This is a genomic window from Phosphitispora sp. TUW77 (genome assembly GCF_048453025.1).
Taxonomy (GTDB): Bacteria; Bacillota; Thermincolia; order Thermincolales; family UBA2595; genus Phosphitispora.
Genome location: NZ_CP156677.1, coordinates 713,300 through 731,849 on the forward strand (window position 1 = coordinate 713,300; position 18,550 = coordinate 731,849).

At 39.6% G+C, this 18,550-nt stretch carries 20 protein-coding genes and 2 riboswitches; of the genes, 18 read left to right on the plus strand and 2 right to left on the minus strand.

Going from position 1 to position 18,550, the window contains the following annotated elements:
- The first annotated feature begins 86 nt into the window (after positions 1-86).
- The 6 genes from ABFY19_RS03320 to ABFY19_RS03345 all read left to right on the plus strand — a co-directional run bounded on the left by ABFY19_RS03320 (position 87) and on the right by ABFY19_RS03345 (position 3,016).
- Positions 87-341, plus strand: coding sequence for a type II toxin-antitoxin system prevent-host-death family antitoxin (locus tag ABFY19_RS03320; protein WP_418791822.1), 255 nt, complete (start codon positions 87-89; stop codon positions 339-341).
- 3 nt (positions 342-344) lie between these two features.
- Positions 345-503 (plus strand): type II toxin-antitoxin system RelE/ParE family toxin, encoded by a 159-nt coding sequence (locus ABFY19_RS03325; RefSeq protein ID WP_418791824.1) that lies wholly within the window; start codon positions 345-347, stop codon positions 501-503.
- A 183-nt stretch (positions 504-686) separates the two neighbouring features.
- A complete protein-coding gene (locus tag ABFY19_RS03330; RefSeq protein WP_418791825.1) occupies positions 687-1,019 on the plus strand; it encodes a PadR family transcriptional regulator in 333 nt (110 codons plus the stop codon).
- Positions 1,012-1,563 (plus strand): hypothetical protein, encoded by a 552-nt coding sequence (locus ABFY19_RS03335; RefSeq protein WP_418791826.1) that lies wholly within the window; start codon positions 1,012-1,014, stop codon positions 1,561-1,563. Before ABFY19_RS03330 ends, ABFY19_RS03335 begins: the two co-directional genes overlap by 8 nt.
- A 40-nt stretch (positions 1,564-1,603) precedes the next feature.
- The gene (locus ABFY19_RS03340; RefSeq protein WP_418791827.1) at positions 1,604-2,056 is read left to right on the plus strand and encodes a helix-turn-helix transcriptional regulator; all 453 of its coding nucleotides are present in this window, start codon (positions 1,604-1,606) and stop codon (positions 2,054-2,056) included.
- 579 nt (positions 2,057-2,635) lie between these two features.
- Positions 2,636-3,016, plus strand: a complete 381-nt coding sequence (locus ABFY19_RS03345) for a DUF7670 domain-containing protein (protein ID WP_418791828.1) — start codon at positions 2,636-2,638, stop codon at positions 3,014-3,016.
- Positions 3,017-3,095: 79 nt separating this feature from the next.
- Here the strand turns inward: ABFY19_RS03345 and ABFY19_RS03350 are convergent, their stop codons facing one another.
- A complete protein-coding gene (locus ABFY19_RS03350; protein ID WP_418791829.1) occupies positions 3,096-3,755 on the minus strand; it encodes a Crp/Fnr family transcriptional regulator in 660 nt (219 codons plus the stop codon).
- A gap of 111 nt (positions 3,756-3,866) precedes the next feature.
- Between ABFY19_RS03350 and ABFY19_RS03355 the strand changes: the two genes are divergently transcribed.
- From ABFY19_RS03355 to ABFY19_RS03410, 12 genes are all read left to right on the plus strand, one after another.
- Positions 3,867-4,481 carry an ATP-binding protein gene (locus ABFY19_RS03355; RefSeq protein WP_418791830.1) on the plus strand — a complete coding sequence of 205 codons (615 nt, stop codon included), beginning with the start codon at positions 3,867-3,869 and terminating at the stop codon, positions 4,479-4,481.
- Positions 4,482-4,496: 15 nt separating this feature from the next.
- Positions 4,497-6,128, plus strand: a complete 1,632-nt coding sequence (hcp, locus tag ABFY19_RS03360) for a hydroxylamine reductase (protein WP_418791832.1) — start codon at positions 4,497-4,499, stop codon at positions 6,126-6,128.
- A gap of 424 nt (positions 6,129-6,552) precedes the next feature.
- Positions 6,553-7,020, plus strand: coding sequence for a MarR family winged helix-turn-helix transcriptional regulator (locus ABFY19_RS03365; RefSeq protein WP_418791833.1), 468 nt, complete (start codon positions 6,553-6,555; stop codon positions 7,018-7,020).
- 164 nt (positions 7,021-7,184) lie between these two features.
- Positions 7,185-7,862 carry a GTP pyrophosphokinase gene (locus tag ABFY19_RS03370; protein ID WP_418791834.1) on the plus strand — a complete coding sequence of 226 codons (678 nt, stop codon included), beginning with the start codon at positions 7,185-7,187 and terminating at the stop codon, positions 7,860-7,862.
- 75 nt (positions 7,863-7,937) lie between these two features.
- Positions 7,938-8,128, plus strand: a riboswitch (cobalamin riboswitch).
- 144 nt (positions 8,129-8,272) lie between these two features.
- Positions 8,273-9,211 (plus strand): ABC transporter substrate-binding protein, encoded by a 939-nt coding sequence (locus ABFY19_RS03375; RefSeq protein ID WP_418791835.1) that lies wholly within the window; start codon positions 8,273-8,275, stop codon positions 9,209-9,211.
- 22 nt (positions 9,212-9,233) lie between these two features.
- Complete coding sequence (locus ABFY19_RS03380; RefSeq protein ID WP_418791836.1) at positions 9,234-10,319, plus strand: FecCD family ABC transporter permease; 1,086 nt, start codon at positions 9,234-9,236, stop codon at positions 10,317-10,319.
- A gap of 9 nt (positions 10,320-10,328) precedes the next feature.
- Complete coding sequence (locus ABFY19_RS03385) at positions 10,329-11,597, plus strand: ABC transporter ATP-binding protein (RefSeq protein WP_418791837.1); 1,269 nt, start codon at positions 10,329-10,331, stop codon at positions 11,595-11,597.
- Positions 11,598-11,798: 201 nt separating this feature from the next.
- Positions 11,799-12,236, plus strand: a complete 438-nt coding sequence (locus ABFY19_RS03390) for a MarR family winged helix-turn-helix transcriptional regulator (protein ID WP_418791838.1) — start codon at positions 11,799-11,801, stop codon at positions 12,234-12,236.
- Between the two features lie 41 nt (positions 12,237-12,277).
- Positions 12,278-14,011 carry an ABC transporter ATP-binding protein gene (locus tag ABFY19_RS03395; RefSeq protein WP_418791839.1) on the plus strand — a complete coding sequence of 578 codons (1,734 nt, stop codon included), beginning with the start codon at positions 12,278-12,280 and terminating at the stop codon, positions 14,009-14,011.
- A 68-nt stretch (positions 14,012-14,079) separates the two neighbouring features.
- On the plus strand, positions 14,080-15,861 hold the full coding sequence (locus ABFY19_RS03400) for an ABC transporter ATP-binding protein (RefSeq protein WP_418792525.1): 1,782 nt from the start codon (positions 14,080-14,082) through the stop codon (positions 15,859-15,861).
- A 23-nt stretch (positions 15,862-15,884) separates the two neighbouring features.
- The gene (locus ABFY19_RS03405) at positions 15,885-17,390 is read left to right on the plus strand and encodes an efflux RND transporter periplasmic adaptor subunit (RefSeq protein WP_418791840.1); all 1,506 of its coding nucleotides are present in this window, start codon (positions 15,885-15,887) and stop codon (positions 17,388-17,390) included.
- 165 nt (positions 17,391-17,555) lie between these two features.
- On the plus strand, positions 17,556-17,867 hold the full coding sequence (locus tag ABFY19_RS03410) for a hypothetical protein (RefSeq protein WP_418791841.1): 312 nt from the start codon (positions 17,556-17,558) through the stop codon (positions 17,865-17,867).
- 14 nt (positions 17,868-17,881) lie between these two features.
- Here ABFY19_RS03410 and ABFY19_RS03415 read toward each other — a convergent pair whose 3' ends face one another.
- The gene (locus ABFY19_RS03415; protein ID WP_418791842.1) at positions 17,882-18,220 is read right to left on the minus strand and encodes a DUF1622 domain-containing protein; all 339 of its coding nucleotides are present in this window, start codon (positions 18,218-18,220) and stop codon (positions 17,882-17,884) included.
- A gap of 83 nt (positions 18,221-18,303) precedes the next feature.
- Positions 18,304-18,481, plus strand: a riboswitch (cobalamin riboswitch).
- Positions 18,482-18,550: the final 69 nt, after the last annotated feature.

Below are 18,550 nucleotides of genomic sequence, written 5' to 3' on the forward strand. Positions count from 1 at the left end.
ATCACAAGATAAACACATTATGATAAATTTTACGTAGTATTCGAACAATTGCGATATAATAATAACAAAGAAGGGAGTTGTTATTTATGCCCAATATCAAACCCATCTCTGATTTAAGAAATTACAATGAAGTCCTGCGTGATATTGCTATAGGTGAGCCAGTGTTTTTAACTAAAAATGGCAGAGGAAAATTTGCTATTGTCGATATTAACGAATATGAAAAATTAAAGGCTTCGCTTAAGCTGATGTCACAGCTTGTTCAGGGAGAGTTGGCTGGAAAAGAAAAAGGATGGATGACTATCGAGGAAGTGGAAGCAGAACTAGGGATTAAAAATGTGTAAGTAGTGGATGTTCAGACAGATTACCGTTTTCTTGTCTGTGCCAATCACCTGATATTTTATAGATACGAAGATGGAAGTATTTTCGTATCAAGAATCTTATATAGCAGGCAGGATTATACTCGTGTTTTGTTCCGTGATTTGCCTGTGAATGAAGAAAAATAGAATAGAGCATTACCTTAGCATCGTCAGCTTCAGGCTGGTGATTTTTTATGACTCAAAATGTAGTACTAAAAATCATCGGAAGGATATCCCCACTACTTGACAATACCAACTAGTGGGGATATAATTATTTTAGGGTACTTGGTATTACAAAGTAGTTGAGTGATGCTGGAGAGGACGTTCCAAATGGCTGATAATACTCAGATGTTGAAGGGATTGCTAGAAGGCTGTATATTAAAGATTATTTCAAAAAAAGAAACCTATGGGTACGCAATCTGTGAAGAGCTAAACAGATTTGGATTTAATGAACTTAATGAAGGGACAGTATACCCAATATTGATACGTCTAGAAAAAAACAACTTGATATACTCTGTTAAAAAAGATTCTCCATTAGGACCCAAGAGGAAGTACTTTTACTTAACAAACGAAGGAGAGAATCAGTTAAAGAGTTTTCTTATAAACTGGAAACGTATGCAGTCAAGGGTAAATCGAATTGTTGAGGAGGACCATGATGAGTAAGAAAATGAATCAAATAAGGAGAGGTAGGGTAATATCAACATTATCATTGTCGGCTCTCTTAATTATCACTGTTATTTTATATTTGAAAGCTTTTATGAATAGGATTGGGGTAGATACTGTTATGGGGGGGATATTAAGCACTCCCGCCGGGATACTTGCAGTTGTAATTATTATGCTGGCAGTCGGTGCTTCACTATTCACTCTTGCAAGAAATATCAAGAAGAATAAGAATGTGGCTAAACTGAATGAGGAATATGACATTGTCTTCGAACAAATAGCTCTGTATGTTGGGTTGAGCGGACTTACCTTTTTTGAAAAAAGGGAGCTTAACAATGAAATCTTAAATTTATTTCTGGAAGCTCAGGAAAACAATAAAAAGGTGGATGAAGTGATTTATTGTTATTCCTTCGCCCCTAATTCTAGGATTTCTACTTTTCTTGGTAGTATTACTGTATTATTTCAAGAGAAGAATGAGAAGGATATTTTAGGCCATCAAAGTAATAATAATGTAATTTGTATTGAAATATATCCCCAATTAGTGTAAAATTACACCATAGAATACTTCTTGCGTTGAGGAAGAAAAAATGGAAAAAAAGCAATTTATAAAATTAATGGATGAAAAACTTAAGCTGATTCGAACTGAGTACGGATTGACTCAGGATAAAATGGCAGCAATATTGGGGATTTCAAAAAAGACCTTGATTGAGATAGAAAAAAACAGAAAAAGTTTGGGCTGGACCAGTTCGGTTGCCTTAGGCAGTATCTTTTCGGACAGCACGATACTACACGATGCAATAGGAGGAAATGTATCTGATATTATTATCGCATTGGCATTCAAGAATATTGATGTTGACTACCCTAAAACTTGGGGAGGCAAGGTTTGGTGGAAGACTATATCCGAAAAGAAAGGCTATCGCATTCAACAGAATATGTTTTCGCGGCATTATCGAATATTAGATCGGGAAAATCGTAGAATATATGCTTCATTTAATATGGGGGAAACAGAAGCGGTAATGGATGAGATATTAAAATTTTAAATCTCTGATATTTAACGTAGATGGCGGATGAAAAATTGTTATCGGTGGCAAGCTGCCAAACTCGGATTTTCATACTGAATAGTACGCTCTCGGAAATGACCGTAGGTTAATCTAATAAGGTATTGCACCGATTTTCCGCTTTGGCATCGGAGGATTCTAACCTTGCTCTTGGCGAAGCCATGGACTAAACCGCCAATTCGGCATCCTGCCTCAATGGCGGCTCCACCATCCGTGGTTTCGGTCCATGACTTCGCTTAGCGGAGACTTCGGTAAGAATCCTCTCGATGCCTTCGCAAGTAAAATCTTGTGCAATACCTCACCAGATTCCACGGTCATATACGCAGCCTATACCGTGGAGAGAAAAAACAAAAAAGTCCAAGGCGCGAAGCCTTGAACATAAAGCATCTCGAATTTCCGAGAGCTCTATTGACACTGTTATCAATTCCGGTTGGTTTATTGATTATTTTCTGGGTAACAGCTGAAATAGTGGTTCCTCATTAGGGTATTGTTTAAAAATTATAATGAGTAGAATTGGGCCTTGATAGTTATAAATGTTAGATTTGAAAGGGGAAGCACAAAATGAAGAAAACAGGGAAAATATTGTATTGGACACCGAGAATCCTATCCATTTTATTCATTTGTTTCCTGACTTTGTTTTCGCTTGATGTATTTGAGTCTGGAATGAGTGCAGGAGAAGTCGCGCTCGGGTTATTCATGCATAATATTCCCTCTATTATTATGGTTGTCTTGCTAGTCATAGCTTGGAGGAAGGAAATCGTAGGCGCAGTAGGCTACTTTGGTGCAGGTCTTTTATATATGGGATTCGTGGTATTTGGTGTAGTCAATTCGGGATTACCGTGGTATCTTGCGATAACATGGAGCCTAACTATCGCGGGGCCTGCTTTCATAATTGGTATTCTATTTCTGCTCAACTGGAAAAAAAGAAAAGGAAATGAATAATAAAGCTAGTAGTAATGAATGAACGACCCCCCATCTCTGATAGGGGGTCGCACCTTTACATAGAAAAAACGGCTAAAACTCATATCAGTTCAAACTGGTTTTTGTGAAATTTCAGTACTCCGTTGTCTCGTAGTTTGCATAACTCTACCGACATGGCACTGCGGTCGACGGAAAGATAGTCCGCAAGCTCCTGACGATTGAATGGAATGCTGAAACAACTGTTTCCGGCTTTTTGTGCCTCTGCCGAAAGATAGGCCATAAGCTTCTCGCGGGTAGAGCGCTTCGAGGCAACCTCGATTTTTCGTGTCAATGATATATTTTTTATCGAAATAATATTTAGCATATTATGAATGAGCCTGCTGTGAAAAGCACACGCTTTAGAGCATGGGACGATAAGCCTGTGGCAACTGATAAAGAGAATATCACATTCTGTCATTGCAATCACACTGACCGGGAGTACTTTTATTTCAGCAAAGGCAAAGGATTCCGCAAATAAATTGCCTGTGCCTATATTAGTGAGGATACTTCTGTTGCCGTAATAGTCATCTTGAACGACATGAATCTGACCTGACAAAACGATACCGAAGCAATCTATGGTATCACCGCTAAAAAATATAGTCTGACCCTTTTCATAATATGCCGTTTTTGCGGACAAGCATGTCAGAAGCGGCTGCAGTTCTGATTCTTCAATACCTTTGAATAAACTAACAGATTTTAATATTTTCATATATTTTTTCATAAAAAAACCTCCACTCTGTTGTAATTACAACAGATTTATTTATTTAAGAATAGTAAACTTAGGCCATAAAGTCAATATTACAATATAGCAAAATGAAGGAGGGTGAACAGAATGATTCGGAAAATAATCAAAATAGATGAAGACAAATGCACCGGCTGCGGTTTATGTGCTGATGCTTGTCACGAAGGGGCAATCGGCATGGAAAACGGAAAGGCAAAACTATTGAGGGACGATTATTGTGACGGCCTGGGCGACTGTCTACCGATTTGCCCAACAGAAGCTATTAGTTTTGAGGAACGCGAAGCAGCGAAATATGATGAAGCTGCCGTACAGAAAAGCAAGCTAGAGAAACAGGATAATAAAAGCACACTTTCACAGTGGCCGGTTCAGATTAAGCTCGCACCGTTTAACGCACCATATTTTGCAGACGCCAATTTATTGATTGCAGCTGACTGCACGGCATATGCCTATGGCGATTTTCACAACAGGTTAATAAAAAACAGAATAACCCTAATCGGTTGTCCTAAACTTGATGAGGGAGATTACAGTGAGAAGTTGACGGCAATCATTAAAAACAACAGCATCAAAAGTGTTGTGGTCGTGCGGATGGAGGTTCCATGCTGTGGTGGAATTGAAAATGCAGTAAAAACAGCGCTTCAAAACAGCGGGAAACTCATTCCATGGGAGGTAGTGACGATTTCGACCGATGGTCAAATTTTTGATTGATAGGAGGTAAATATAATGAGTATGTTTTGTTATCAGTGTCAGGAAACAGCAGGAGGAAAAGGTTGTACTGTACGTGGAGTATGCGGCAAAAACGAGGAGACCGCAAAGTTACAGGATATTTTGATTTACACACTTAAAGGCATTTCAGAGATTGTAATTAAAGGCAAAATTGATATCAGCAAGCTTGGCGATACCAATTATCAAGTATTCAGCAGCTTGTTTATGACAATTACCAATGCGAATTTTGATAACTGGTCAATTGAAAAGCAAATCCGGAAAATGCTCTCTGTCAGGGATGAGTTGAAAAAATCCGTTATATTAGATAATTTACACGACGCGGCAACCTTCGAAGTCGATTCCAGGGAATTTATGCTTGAAAAAGCCGCCTCTATCGGCATACTGTCAAGTACAAATGAGGACGTGCGCTCCTTGCGTGAAATGATCACTTACGGAGTCAAGGGCATGGCGGCTTATGCGGAGCACGCGAAAAACATCGGAAAAGAAAATTTTGATATCAATGCCTTTATTTATGAGGCTATGGCTGCAATGTTGGATGATTCGCTCTCCGTGGATAATCTTGTTGCTCTGACCTTGAAAACAGGTGAATATGGTGTAAAAGTCATGGCACTTCTGGATGAGGCCAATACTTCAAGGTTCGGAAACCCTGAAATTACTGAGGTAAATATCGGTGTGAGGAAGAACCCGGCTATCCTGATTTCCGGTCATGACCTGACTGACCTGGAACAACTGCTTGAGCAGACAAAAGGTACGGGTGTGGATGTATATACCCACAGTGAGATGCTGCCTGCTCATTATTATCCGACTTTCAAAAAATATGACAATTTCGCAGGCAATTACGGCAACGCTTGGTGGAAGCAGGTCGGTGAATTTGAGTCTTTCCACGGTCCTATTCTTTTTACCACAAACTGCATAGTTCCGCCTAAGAGTGAAGAGGTCAGAAAGAGGATTTTTACTACCGGTTCTACCGGCTTCCCCGGCTGTAAGCATATTGAAGCAGATGTAAACGGAAAAAAAGACTTTTCTGAGGTTATTGAACTTGCAAAAACTCTTCCTTCACCTGAAGAAATTGAAACCGGAAGTATTGTCGGAGGCTTTGCCCACAATCAAGTGCTGGCTTTGGCTGACAAAGTGGTTGAAGCAGTTAAATCAGGGGCTGTTAAAAAGTTCTTTGTTATGGCTGGTTGTGATGGTCGAATGAAATCAAGGGAATATTATACGAATTTTGCTGAAAAGCTCCCGAAGGATACTGTCATCCTTACCGCGGGCTGTGCGAAATATCGCTATAATAAACTCAAGCTGGGGGATATCAATGGAATCCCGAGAGTACTGGATGCTGGACAGTGCAACGATTCTTATTCATTGGCAGTCATTGCACTAAAGCTTAAGGAAGTGTTCGGTCTTGATGATATCAACAAACTCCCTATTGCCTTTAACATATCATGGTATGAGCAGAAGGCCGTAATTGTACTCTTAGCTTTGTTATATTTAGGTGTAAAGAACATCCATCTCGGACCAACGCTTCCCGGCTTCCTGTCACCGAATGTGGCCAAGGTTTTGGTTGAAAAATTCGGCATTGCGGGTATAGGCACTGTTGATGATGATATCAGATTGTTTATGGCTCAATAAAATGCTGGAAGGCTTATGAATGAAGGGCTTGGAGCCCTTCATTTTTTGTTTTCCCTGAAGCGATTTGAAGAACAACAGGACAAGAAAAAACTGTGAAAAATAATGTTCACCTTATGGAGCTAAAGAGCTTAATATTAGTATTAGCTGTATTTTGGATATTGATAAAAATAAAAATAGCTCCTATTGTAATAATTTTATCTTGTGGTCTTTTAGGAATTGTAGTTTTTTAACCAGGGCTATGAACATCTTATCCAAAAACCAAAGGCCTCTCTAATTTTTAAACAGGTAAAAACACCTTAGGCGAAAATTAGAGAGGCTTATCTATTGACATATAGTGATAAAAAATATATTATATAAAATAAGATATATATAAATAATATATAATATTATTTATATATAATATGGATTTAGGAGAACGAAATATATGGATGTTTCAGAATTTAAACATTTGCTTTGGGATAATACGAGAAAAATCTATGAAGGGATGAATACAATTTTAAACGAGTGGGGGGGCCGATACGGATTGTCTGCGCTGCAGCTGCGAATTCTGATGGAGGTTTATCAAAAAGGAACTCACACGGTCGGAAGCCTTGCATCGAATATATTAGTTGCTGGAGCAAACATCTCTGCTATGTGTAAGAAACTTGAGAACCTTGGATTTCTAATTCGCACACGAAATCCATTTGATGAAAGAGTGGTATTGATAGAACTTACTGACATGGGAAAAGAAACGATGCAGGAAATCGATAAGCTTTTTGAGGAAAAGATGTATAAGCTTTTAGAAAAAGATGCGGAGTTAAAGGAAAGTTTGGAAACAGTTTATTTGGCTATGGTAAAACTCAATGCACTGCTTTATCAGCTTGATGATAATGTAAACCAAAAACAAGAATAAAGGAGTAAAAATGAGGAGTGCAGAAGATGAATATACTAGTTACCTTGAACTCGAATTATCTCAATCCATTGAAGATAATGTTCGCTTTTTCTGAATAATCCATGTGAGATATTCACCATATACCTTATGCATGCAAGGAGATTAGAAAGTGTGATGAAAAAATAATGGCAGGTATGATTACGAAAGACATGGTTCTTAATGAAAATATCTTAAATTTGGAGCATCCTGAGGATGTATTGGAATCTGCAGAACTATACATAAGAACTATAATGGAATATAATTGTGCTTTACGTGAAGTGAAAACAAAATTCAGCGTGATAAATGATGAGATGGCACTTACTATTGATAGAAATCCTATCGAGCATATTAAAACCAGAGTCAAACAACCAATCAGTATAATAAGAAAACTAGAGAGAAAAGGGATTCCTATTACTATTAAAAATATAGAGGAAAATATATTTGATGTGGCAGGAATCAGGGTGGTATGCTCTTATCCGGAAGACGTATATAAACTTGCAGGTGCATTGTCTAATCAGGATGATATAACGGTATTACAAAAAAAGGATTACATTAAAAATCCAAAAGAGAATGGCTATAGAAGTTATCATATGGTTGTTCAAGTTCCTATTTTTCTTTTGGAGGAGAAAAAAACAAAATGTGTTGAAATACAGTTAAGGACGATTGCGATGGATTTTTGGGCGAGTCTGGAACATAAAATGAGATACAAAAAAGATATTGAAAATATTGAGTTTGTTCATAAGGAATTATTAGAATGTGCGAAATTAAGCAGTAATTTGGATCAAAGAATGCAAAAATTAAGACATATCATAGAATCCAGATAAAGAAGCTGGGCCAGATGAAGAGCCGGGCTATACAAACGCGTTTTCTTGTGTTAAAATAAACATAAATTAAATATTTGGTAAATACTTGGGATGAGTAATTCTTTACGTGAGCGAAAGAATTTAAAAGGGAAGTTAGTTAAAGCTAACGCGGTACCCGCCACTGTGAAAGGGAGTTAACTCACAATTTGTCACTGGAATATCTCCGGGAAGGCGTGAGTTAATGAAGAACTTGAGCCAGGAGACCTGCTCATGCCAAACCTTAAGACAACCTACGGGTGTTAGGGAGGTGTATTACTTATTGCTTTGGTAATCTAAGCCGGTCCAGGTAAGAATTTTATGCCCTTCCGTTAGTGGAGGGTTTTTATTATATCTTATTTTAATATATCTTATAAGGGAGTGGATAGAAGATTATGAGAAGAACATTCAAATTATGCCTTATGCTGCTGGCAGTATTAATATTTGCTTCAGGTTGTGGGGCGGTAAAGGGATCAAATGGGGAATCGAACAGGAATTACTATGCAGTAGTAGTTGATCATATGGGAAGAGAAGTTTCTATTGAGTCTGAGCCGAAAAGGATTGTTTCATTAGCGCCAAGTAATACTGAAACTGCTTTTGCCCTTGGTTTAGGAAGCAGAATCGTAGGTGTTACCGATTATTGCAATTATCCGGAAGAGGCATTAAAAATAGATAAAGTAGGGGGATTTTCTAATCCTAATACTGAAGCGGTAATAGCTTTAACCCCAGATTTGGTATTGGCAGGTAATATGCACGATGAACAGGTCAAAAAGCTGGAGGAAATGGGTGTTCCTGTTTTAGTGCTTAACCCAGAGTCAATGGAAGAAACATTTGAAGCTATGATAATGATTGGAAAAGCTACAGGGAATAGCAAGGAAGCAGATGCCGTAATAGATGATATGAAGGCTAGATTGAAAAATATTGAATCTAAGATTAGTTCTATCCCTGAAGAAGAAAGGGCCAGAGTCTATTATGAGGTATCTTCAGACCCTCTGATGAGCGCCGGTTCGGCATCTCTTATTAATGAAGCAATTACCCTTGCAGGAGGAAAGAATATTTTCGCCGATGTTGATGAAAGGTATCCGAAGGTTAGTGAAGAGGTACTTATAAAAAGAGATCCGGAATTTATACTTTTCCCTGGAAGCCACGGGTCAAGTTCATTCGATCCCCAAGAAATAGCAGCCAGGCCCTTATGGAATGAAATCACTGCAGTAAAAGAAAACAATCTTTTTGACGTATCTGCTGATAAAATTTCTCGATCAGGGCCTCGTTTAATTGAAGCTGTAGAAAAATTAGCGAAAATTTTTTACCCCGAACTATTCGAGAAGGGTTGATGGATGATTGGAGTCAAAGGAAATGCCGATAAATGGGCAGGAATATAAAAAAATAGTTCGAATAAAAAGAGCAACCTTGCTGGTATCTTTAATTTTATTGTTATTTGTGACAACATTTGTGGCAATTGTATCAGGAGCTGCTTCAATCCCTTTGAAATCAGCGCTGGCCATACTCCTTTCACCTATACGAGGTTTGGATTGCCTGATTACCGGGGCTGACATAACGGAAGTACAGAGAGGGATTATTTTTCAGTTGCGCCTGCCAAGAGTTATTCAGGCTGCTATTGTCGGAGCTTCCTTGTCTGTTGCCGGTGCTGTTTTTCAAGGCCTTTTCCGGAATCCCATGGCTGATCCTTACGTTCTTGGCGTTTCTTCCGGAGCTGCCTTGGGGGCTGTGTCAGCGATGCTGATAGGGAGTCCTGTTTTCTTGGCGGGGTTTTCTGCGGTTCCGCTATTTGCTTTTATCAGCGGGATATTAACTATTGCTTTAGTTTACTTGATGTCTCGTACCGGGAAATTAGTGCCGGTGATGACCCTGCTCTTGGCAGGAATAGCTGTTAGTGCTTTCCTTTCTGCAGTAGTGTCCCTGCTTACCTATTTTGCCGGAGAAAAATTGGATCAGGTCGTTTTTTGGATGATGGGAGGTATAAGTGGAGCCAGCTGGTCTAGGATAGTTGCCATGCTGCCCTATGTCATAGCTGGATTTAGCTTGGTTTTCTTTTATGCCAAGGAGTTAAATGTGATGCTGTTGGGTGAGGAAACAGCCAGGAATCTTGGCGTGAATACAGAAAGGGTCAAAAAAATATTACTGGCAGCCGCTTCACTGCTTGTTGCCGGTGCTGTATCGACCACGGGCATTATTGGCTTCGTAGGTTTAGTTGTGCCCCACTTTATACGAATAGCAGCAGGTCCGGACCACCGAATTTTATTGCCGGCTTCTGCTTTGTTGGGGGCAAACCTGCTTATAGCTGCCGACACACTGGCCCGTAACATTATAGCCCCTGCAGAACTTCCGGTGGGCATTATTACAGCATTGGTCGGGGCTCCCATGTTTCTTTACCTGTTAAAGAAAAGAAAAAAACTGCGTTACTTTAATACCGCCGATTAGGAGGCAGTGATGAGTTTAAGCTTAAAGGTTCATGGATTACGTATTGAATATGATTCAGTTTCCATTTTGGACAATGTGGATTTTAATTTGCACGGAGGGGAAATGGTTGCCTTGTTAGGCCCTAACGGTGCAGGAAAATCAACTCTCATGCGCTGTATAAGCAGGGCTTTGGAACCGACCAAGGGGACTATATTTTTTAACGGTCGTGAAGCCGCCAGCTTTAGTGCCGGAGATATGGCTCGCCAGCTAGCTGTTGTTCCTCAGGATACGGGTGTGGATTTTGACTTTACTGTAGAAGAAGTTGTGGAGATGGGCAGGTTTCCCTACCGCAAAGGGTTGCGCAAGGATAAAATAAATCATCAAGCCATTGTTCATTCTGCTATGGAAGTTACCGATATATTACGGCTAAAGCACCGTTCTGCTGCAACGTTAAGCGGAGGCGAAAGACAGCGCATGGTTTTTGCGAGGGCCCTTTGCCAAGAACCGGAGATTTTATTGCTTGACGAACCTACTGCCAACTTAGATATAGGATATCAATGGGAACTGCTGGATATCGTTTCAAGGCTCAACCGGGAGAAAAAGGTAACGGTTATTGCGGCAATTCATGATTTGAACTTGGCTACCTTGTTTTTCCGCCAATTTATCCTCTTGGCAAAAGGAAAAGTTTTGGCGTTTGGCAATGCTGAAGAAGTCCTGACAAAAGAAAATATTTTGGCTTCATATGGTGTGCAGGCTTCTATTTTTCGTCATCCCCTCCATGGCCGCCTGCAAGTCAGCATTGGCAAAGATAGTGTAAGGCCTATGAAAAATAAAGCAAGTGAAAAAGATAAAAGAGTCCATATTATAGGTGGAGGGAAAGAGGCTTTGCCGGTTTTAGAAGTGCTTTGGGAAAAGGGATATTCTCTGTCGCTGGGGCCTATCAGTCAGGAAGACAGTGGTTACGATTTTGCACGTTTTTTTGATATTCCGGTTATTGAAAATCCTCCTTTTTCAAAGATTAGTGATGAAATGTACAAGCAACATCTAAAGCTGATGCAGGAGTCTAAGTGGGTTGTTTTGCCGCCTATTTCTTTTGGAGAAGGAAATCTTCGTAACCTTGAAGCTATGGAAGAAGCTATGGCCCAAGGAATTTCGGGGATTGTTTTTGGAGAAAAAGCTGAATCACGTGATTACAGCGGGGGAAAGGCGGTTAGTATTCTGAAGCAGCTTAAGGAACACGGGGCCTTTTTCGTTAAAGACCCTGAAGATGTTTTTGAATGCATAAAGGATAAGTTATAGGTTAAGAGAAGGAACGTAAAAGGCATTGGGATGAAAATCCTAATGCCTTTAATTTTTAAAAATTTACATATTGACATGTAAAGAATGAATACATATAATTAAGCATATTAAATATTAACGTACTTAACAAAAACAATGCTCAATAACTTTGTTTTTGGTGTAATTTGAATTATAGAAGTATAGAAAGGAAGGTGAATTTAGATGGAAGGTAATGCCGAAAAAATATATCAATTATTGGAAAAATTTCATAAGCTTAAGCAAAACAAGAAAACTTCTGGAGATCTGCCGCGCAGTGGATTTATAATGTTGAAGAAGATTAGGATGAATAGTTCCGAAAATGAGGGAGTTACAATTTCGGCTTTAAGCGAGCTTTTGCAAATAAGTAAATCGGCAGTTTCGCAGATGATTAACTACCTTGAAAACAAAGGGTATGTGAATCGGATAATCACCAGAAGTGATCGCCGTCTTGTTTATGTAATGCTGACAGAGAGCGGTGAACAGTATTTGAACAAAGAAGCTCAATATTTCATGCAAGGGATGGCACAAATATTTGCTGAGATGGGAAAAGAAGATACGGAAGAATTACTGCGGTTATTAGAAAAGTTGTATTTAATAGTTATACATCGCAGCAAGCAATGATAAATTAATCAGTAGATAACATATGGGAGAAGGCTCTATCAATGATTAAGCTTATTAAATATTTAAGGCCATACAGTCCAATCATTTTTGGCGCTGTTGTATTATTGTTTTTACAGGCAATGTGTGACCTGGCGCTGCCTGATTATATGGCTGACATTGTCAATAACGGCGTTATTTACGGCAAGACTAATTACATCTTTAAAACAGGTGTAACTATGCTCTTAATTACTCTCCTGGGAACTGCTGCTTCAATAACTGTGGGTTATTTTGCTTCCATGACGGCTGCCGGGGCATCCCGTGATCTGCGGTCAGATTTATTTAAAAAAGTTCAGGGGTTCGCCAATGCTGAATTTGATAAGTTTTCAACGGCATCATTAATTACACGTACAACAAACGATATTACCCAAATTCAAACTGTTTTAGTTATGATGATTCGCTTGGTTTTTTATGCCCCGATTTTGGCTATTGGAGGCGTAATCAGAGCCATTTCCAGCAGTCCTTCTATGTCATGGATTATTGGAATTGCTGTAATATGTTTAGTTGGTACTATTTTTGTTTTGTTTTCCCTGGTTATGCCTAAGTTCAAAATGATTCAAAAACTGGTTGACCGGTTAAACCTGGTTACACGTGAAAATCTTGAAGGAATGCTGGTTATCCGGGCCTTTAACACTCAGCAATTCGAAATTGACCGGTTTGATAAAGCGAATATGGATTTAACATCTACCAACCTTTACGTAACGCGCATTATGGCTATAATGTGGCCCGCGATGATGCTGATTATGAACTTGGTTACTGTGCTTATTATTTGGGTAGGTGCAAAACAGGTATCTTCGTTTCGTCTGGATATTGGGGATATGATGGCCTATATGCAGTATGCAATGCAGATAATTTTTGCCTTTTTAATGATGTCTATAATGTTCATTATGGTTCCCAGGGCCGCTGTTTCGGCAGAGAGAATTGCGGAAGTGCTGGGGACCAGGTCAAGCATTACAGATCCTACGGACCCGGTGAGTTTCAGGGAGGATTTTCTGCCAAACATTGAGTTCCGGCATGTGAATTTTTGTTACCCTGGGGGCCAGGATAATGTTTTACATGATATCAACTTTTGTGCTAAAGCCGGGCAAACAACTGCAATCATCGGTTCAACAGGCAGCGGGAAGTCAACATTGATGAATCTGGTGATGCGGTTTTATGATGTAACTTCAGGCGAAATATTGATTGACGGTCAAGATATCCGGAATTTCACACGTAAGGACTTGCGGGATAAGATTGGTTATGTTCCCCAGAAAACTATTCTTTTTTCAGGTTCGATTAAGTCAAATTTGTCTTATGCGGATAAGAATACCGCACTGGGACAACTTGAAAAAGCGGCTGAGATTGCTCAAGCTGATGAATTTATCAACTCCAAGGAAGAGGGCTTTGATTCGAATATTGCTCAAGGGGGAACGAATGTTTCTGGGGGACAAAAACAACGGTTATCAATTGCCAGGGCGCTGGTGAAAAATGCGCCTATATATATTTTTGATGACAGTTTTTCGGCACTTGACTTGAAGACCGACCGAAAATTGCGGGCAGCTTTAAGAAGGGAAACGGTTAAGAGCACTATTCTTCTTGTTGCCCAACGTGTCAGCACTATCATGAATGCTGAACAAATTATTGTATTGGATAATGGACATATTGTGGGGGCCGGTTCGCACAGAGAACTATTGAAGAATTGCGAAGTTTATCGGCAAATTGCATATTCGCAATTGAGTGAGGAGGAACTGGCGAAGTGAGTGCAGAGAATCGTCGTTCAGGACCCAAGCCCGGTTCCGGACCCGGTCCCGGCGGACCGGGATTTGGCATGCAGACAGCCAAGGCCAAAGACTTCAAAAAGACTATACTTACCTTGGCAACATATCTGGAACCCCATAAAAAATCAATTATAGTTGTTGTCTTTTTTGCGTTCTTTTCAACAATTTTTAATATTGCTGGGCCTAAATTACTGGGTAAAATGACCACCAAACTGGCCGAAGGATTGATGGCCTGGTATGCTCAAACAGGGTTTTTGACCGACTTTCAGTATATGGGTAAGTTGGCTATAATACTTGTTGTTTTGTATATCATATCCTCAATCTGCTTTTATATACAAGGATATGTAATGGCTAAGGTTTCAATGGATGTAACATATAAACTGCGCAAGAAAATATCAGAAAAAATGTACAGGGTCCCTCTCAATTATTATGACTCCAAAACCCATGGTGAAGTTCAATCACGAGTGACGAATGATATTGATTTGATAACTCAAACCCTCAACCAAAGCTTAACTCAGATTATTACTTCTGTTACAAGTGTTGTGGGCATTTTGGTCATGATGCTGTCGATAAGCTCTCTGATGACACTTACTGCGTTATTGGTTATACCGTTATCATTTACTTTTGTTGCTGTGTTAGTAAAGAGGTCCCAAGTATTTTTTAAAGACCAGCAGAAGTATTTGGGTGAAATCAATGGTCACGTTGAAGAGATGTATGGAGGACATAGTATTGTTCAGGCCTTTAATGCTGAAAAAGAGTCAATAGAAGTCTTTGAGAAAATAAACAATAAATTATACTATTCCGCCTGGAAATCGCAGTTTGTCTCCAGCATCATGATGCCGGTGATGGGCTTTGTTGGGAACTTGGGTTATGTTGTGGTCAGTATTTTGGGTGGCTATTTGGCAATAAAGAAGGTTGTGGAGATTGGAGATATTCAGGCATTCATTCAGTATATGAGATTATTTACTCAACCAATTTCTCAAATTGCTTCAATCTCAAATACTATTCAGGCAACAGTTGCAGCCGCTGAGCGTGTTTTTGAATTCATCAGTGAAGCGGAGGAAATCCCGGAAACTCAAACACCGGTTAAAGTTCAGGAGGTTTGTGGCAATGTAGTTTTCGAAAATGTACGTTTTGGTTACAACAAGGAAAAGGTCATTATTCACAACTTTTCAGCAGAAATTAAAGCCGGGCAAAGAGTGGCTATTGTTGGCCCGACAGGTGCCGGTAAAACTACAGTCATGAAACTTTTAATGAGATTTTATGATATTGACCAAGGGAAAATAACGGTTGATGGTCATAACATCTATGACTTTACCCGAAATGACCTGAGGGCCATGTTTGGTATGGTTCTCCAGGAAACTTGGCTGTATAATGCTTCGATCAAGGATAATATTCGTTATGGAACATTTGGGGCAACGGATGAGCAAGTGATGGAAGCTGCTAAGGCAGCACATGGTGATGAGTTTATTCGTGCTTTGCCAGATGGCTATAATATGATTTTAAATGAAGAAGTCAGTAATATTTCACAAGGACAGAAACAGTTATTTACCATTGCCAGAGTTATTTTGGCTAATCCAAAGATATTGATTTTGGATGAAGCAACAAGTTCGGTTGATACCAGAACCGAGATTTTGATTCAAAAGGCAATGGAACATTTAATGCGCAATAGAACAAGTTTTGTTATTGCTCATAGACTTTCTACTATCAGAGACGCGGATTTGATTTTAATGATGAAAGACGGTGATATCGTAGAACAGGGCACTCATGAGGAATTATTGACACTAAATGGCGCTTATGCCGAACTTTATCAAAGCCAGTTTCAAGAGTAATGAAAAGGGAGGAGCCAATCAATATGGAAAAATCAAAAAACAGGAAAGCAATCGTTTTATCTGTTCTAATTGGGGCACTATTGCTTGCTTGTGGTGTGGGTTTGTATTTTTTCATCGACAGCAGCCGCTATTTTACTACAGACAATGCCAAAGTAACGGCAAAAATGTATTATATCACTCCTAATATGTCGGGAGAATTAATTGAATGGAGCGTAATAGAAGGTGACCGTGTCGAAAAGAATGAGGTTTTGGGCCGGCAGGAAGTTTTGCCATATATTACTTCACCGGTTGCCGGAACTGTTGTAAAAAGTAATGGGGTTCCCGGTCAGATTGTCAATCCGGCCACACAGCTTGCAGTAATTGCAGATACAGATAATTTATATATTGGGGTTAATGTTGAAGAAACAGATATTGTTAAGATTAAGGTTGGGCAAACCGTGGATGTAAGCATTGACGCTTATTCCGGAAAAACGTTTAAAGGTGTTGTCGAGGAAATTGACCAAACCACCCAGACTTATTTTTCCGGCGCCTCCAGCTTTAGTACCAGCGGTACCTATACGAAAGTGACTCAGCTTATTCCGCTAAAAGTTGTCATAGAAAATCCGGAAAACCTTCCTTTGACTTTTGGCATGAATGCTACGGTAAAAATCCGTATTAAAGATAACTCTAATGATGCTGGTGTGGATAAAACAGCAGCAGTTTCAGGCGGCAAGCAGGCGACTAATTATACCAGCTTCATTGAGGCCGCGGACCAAATTACGGTAACCCCGAATATTTCGGGTAAAGTAAGCAAAATCAATGTGGAAATTGGTCAAACTGTAGCTGAAGGTGACGTGTTATTTTTATTGGACAGCACGGATTTAGAGCTGCAGGTCAAACAGGCTGCAGCCAGCTATAGTGCAGCACTTTCATCTTATAATGCCGCCCAAAAAGCGTATAATAGCAAATCTAATGAGGTGCCTGCCGAGGCTGCTTATAACGAGGCCCTATCAAATTATGACAGGATGCAGGCATTGTATGAAGCAGGAGCAGTCACTAAGGTTGAGCTTGATATTGGTAAGGCCAAAGTTGATACGACCCTGGCGCAGCTTGAAATGGCCCAAGACTCCGCCCAGTCAGCTTTAGAAGCTGCTACTGGGCAAATGCATGCTGCCAAAGCGGCCTTTGAAATTGTGCAAAAGAAATTCGATGATTGTACCGTGAAAGCACCGATGTCCGGAATAGTTGCATCAAAGAACATTGAAACGGGGGACCTGGCTTCTCCACAGATACCGGCGATAACCCTGGTAAATGCTGAAAAAGTAATTGTGCGTATCGATGTAACAGAAACGAATATTTCTAAAGTCAAAATTGGTATGGCAGCAGAAATTAGAGTGCAAGCCATTGATATGGTCACAAAGGGCACGGTAGTCAGGATGGCGCCTGCTTGTGATGAAAAGACCGGAATGTTTCCGGTAGAGATTGAAGTCGATAATGCGGATGGAAAGCTTAAGTCCGGGATGATAACAGATATAAAATTAGTGTACTAAGTCTAAAGGATATGAAGGATATGATGGTATTTTGCAGAAATTAATCTCAAATACCATCATATTGCTTTTTGAGGTGAAATGCCGTGACGCTGGATACATTGACACTGGATATATTGTGGTATTTTTTTATTTATGCATTTATTGGATGGTGTACTGAGGTTGTATATGCAGCCGGAAGAGCGGGTAAATTTAACTGGAGCTATTACTATCGTACGGGAAAAGGATAATTTACAAGAGAGCTTAGAGATAAAAAAATTAGTTTTTAAAGCAGATTTGGCAAAAACAAGAAAAGCTCGGCAAAAGGCTGCAGAGCATCGTAAACAAACCCTGATTGATTTGCACCAGACATATGGACAGTTATTTGAAGCCGTTCATTTTGGAGAAAAAAGGCTGTTGAAAGCATTTCCCGGATTAAAATCCATATATCATAATGAAGCCCTTGAAAAGCTGAAAAATAGTATTCATCATAAAAAATAAACATTTTCAACAGCTTAGTCCGAAGGTATATTCTGATTATAATTTGCTTCTTCGTTTTTAATCTCCCAGTGAATTAACAAGGTAATAGCAGCTCTGAGTATGATGATTCCGGCAACGATGAATATTTCTGACAAATCACGTACTACAACGGTTCTAAGGATTTCGCTGCCTAGTTTGAATTCCAGTCCCAAAGCCATTCCTCTCGCGAGATTCAACCTGATCAAGGGAGATTTGGAGATAAGGTTGATTGCTCCACGTATACCAGTGATAATTAATACTAAAACCCCCATGAATTCAAAAAATAAGATAGCAAAACCTGCTGTTTGAGTCAATATTTCATGCAAAAATTCCATAGTATGCTCCTTCTTCATATTTAGGATAATTATATCACACACATATTGACATGCTGAAGGTATCGTGCTATATTTATTTCAAAATTGTATATATTTTTATAGGTGCCAACAAATTGTTGGATAATAGGGAACCGGGTGATATTCCCGGACGGACCCGCCACTGTATTGAGGGAGCAATTGTCATAACCACTCCTTTTGGAGGAAGGGACAAGTTTGCGATGAACCTAAGTCAGGAGACCTGCCTATAAAATTTGCATTGGCAGCTTCGCGTATAAGCTGGCATTTGTGAGGATGATGGTAAAATCCGCACCTATTTGGGTTGCGGATTTT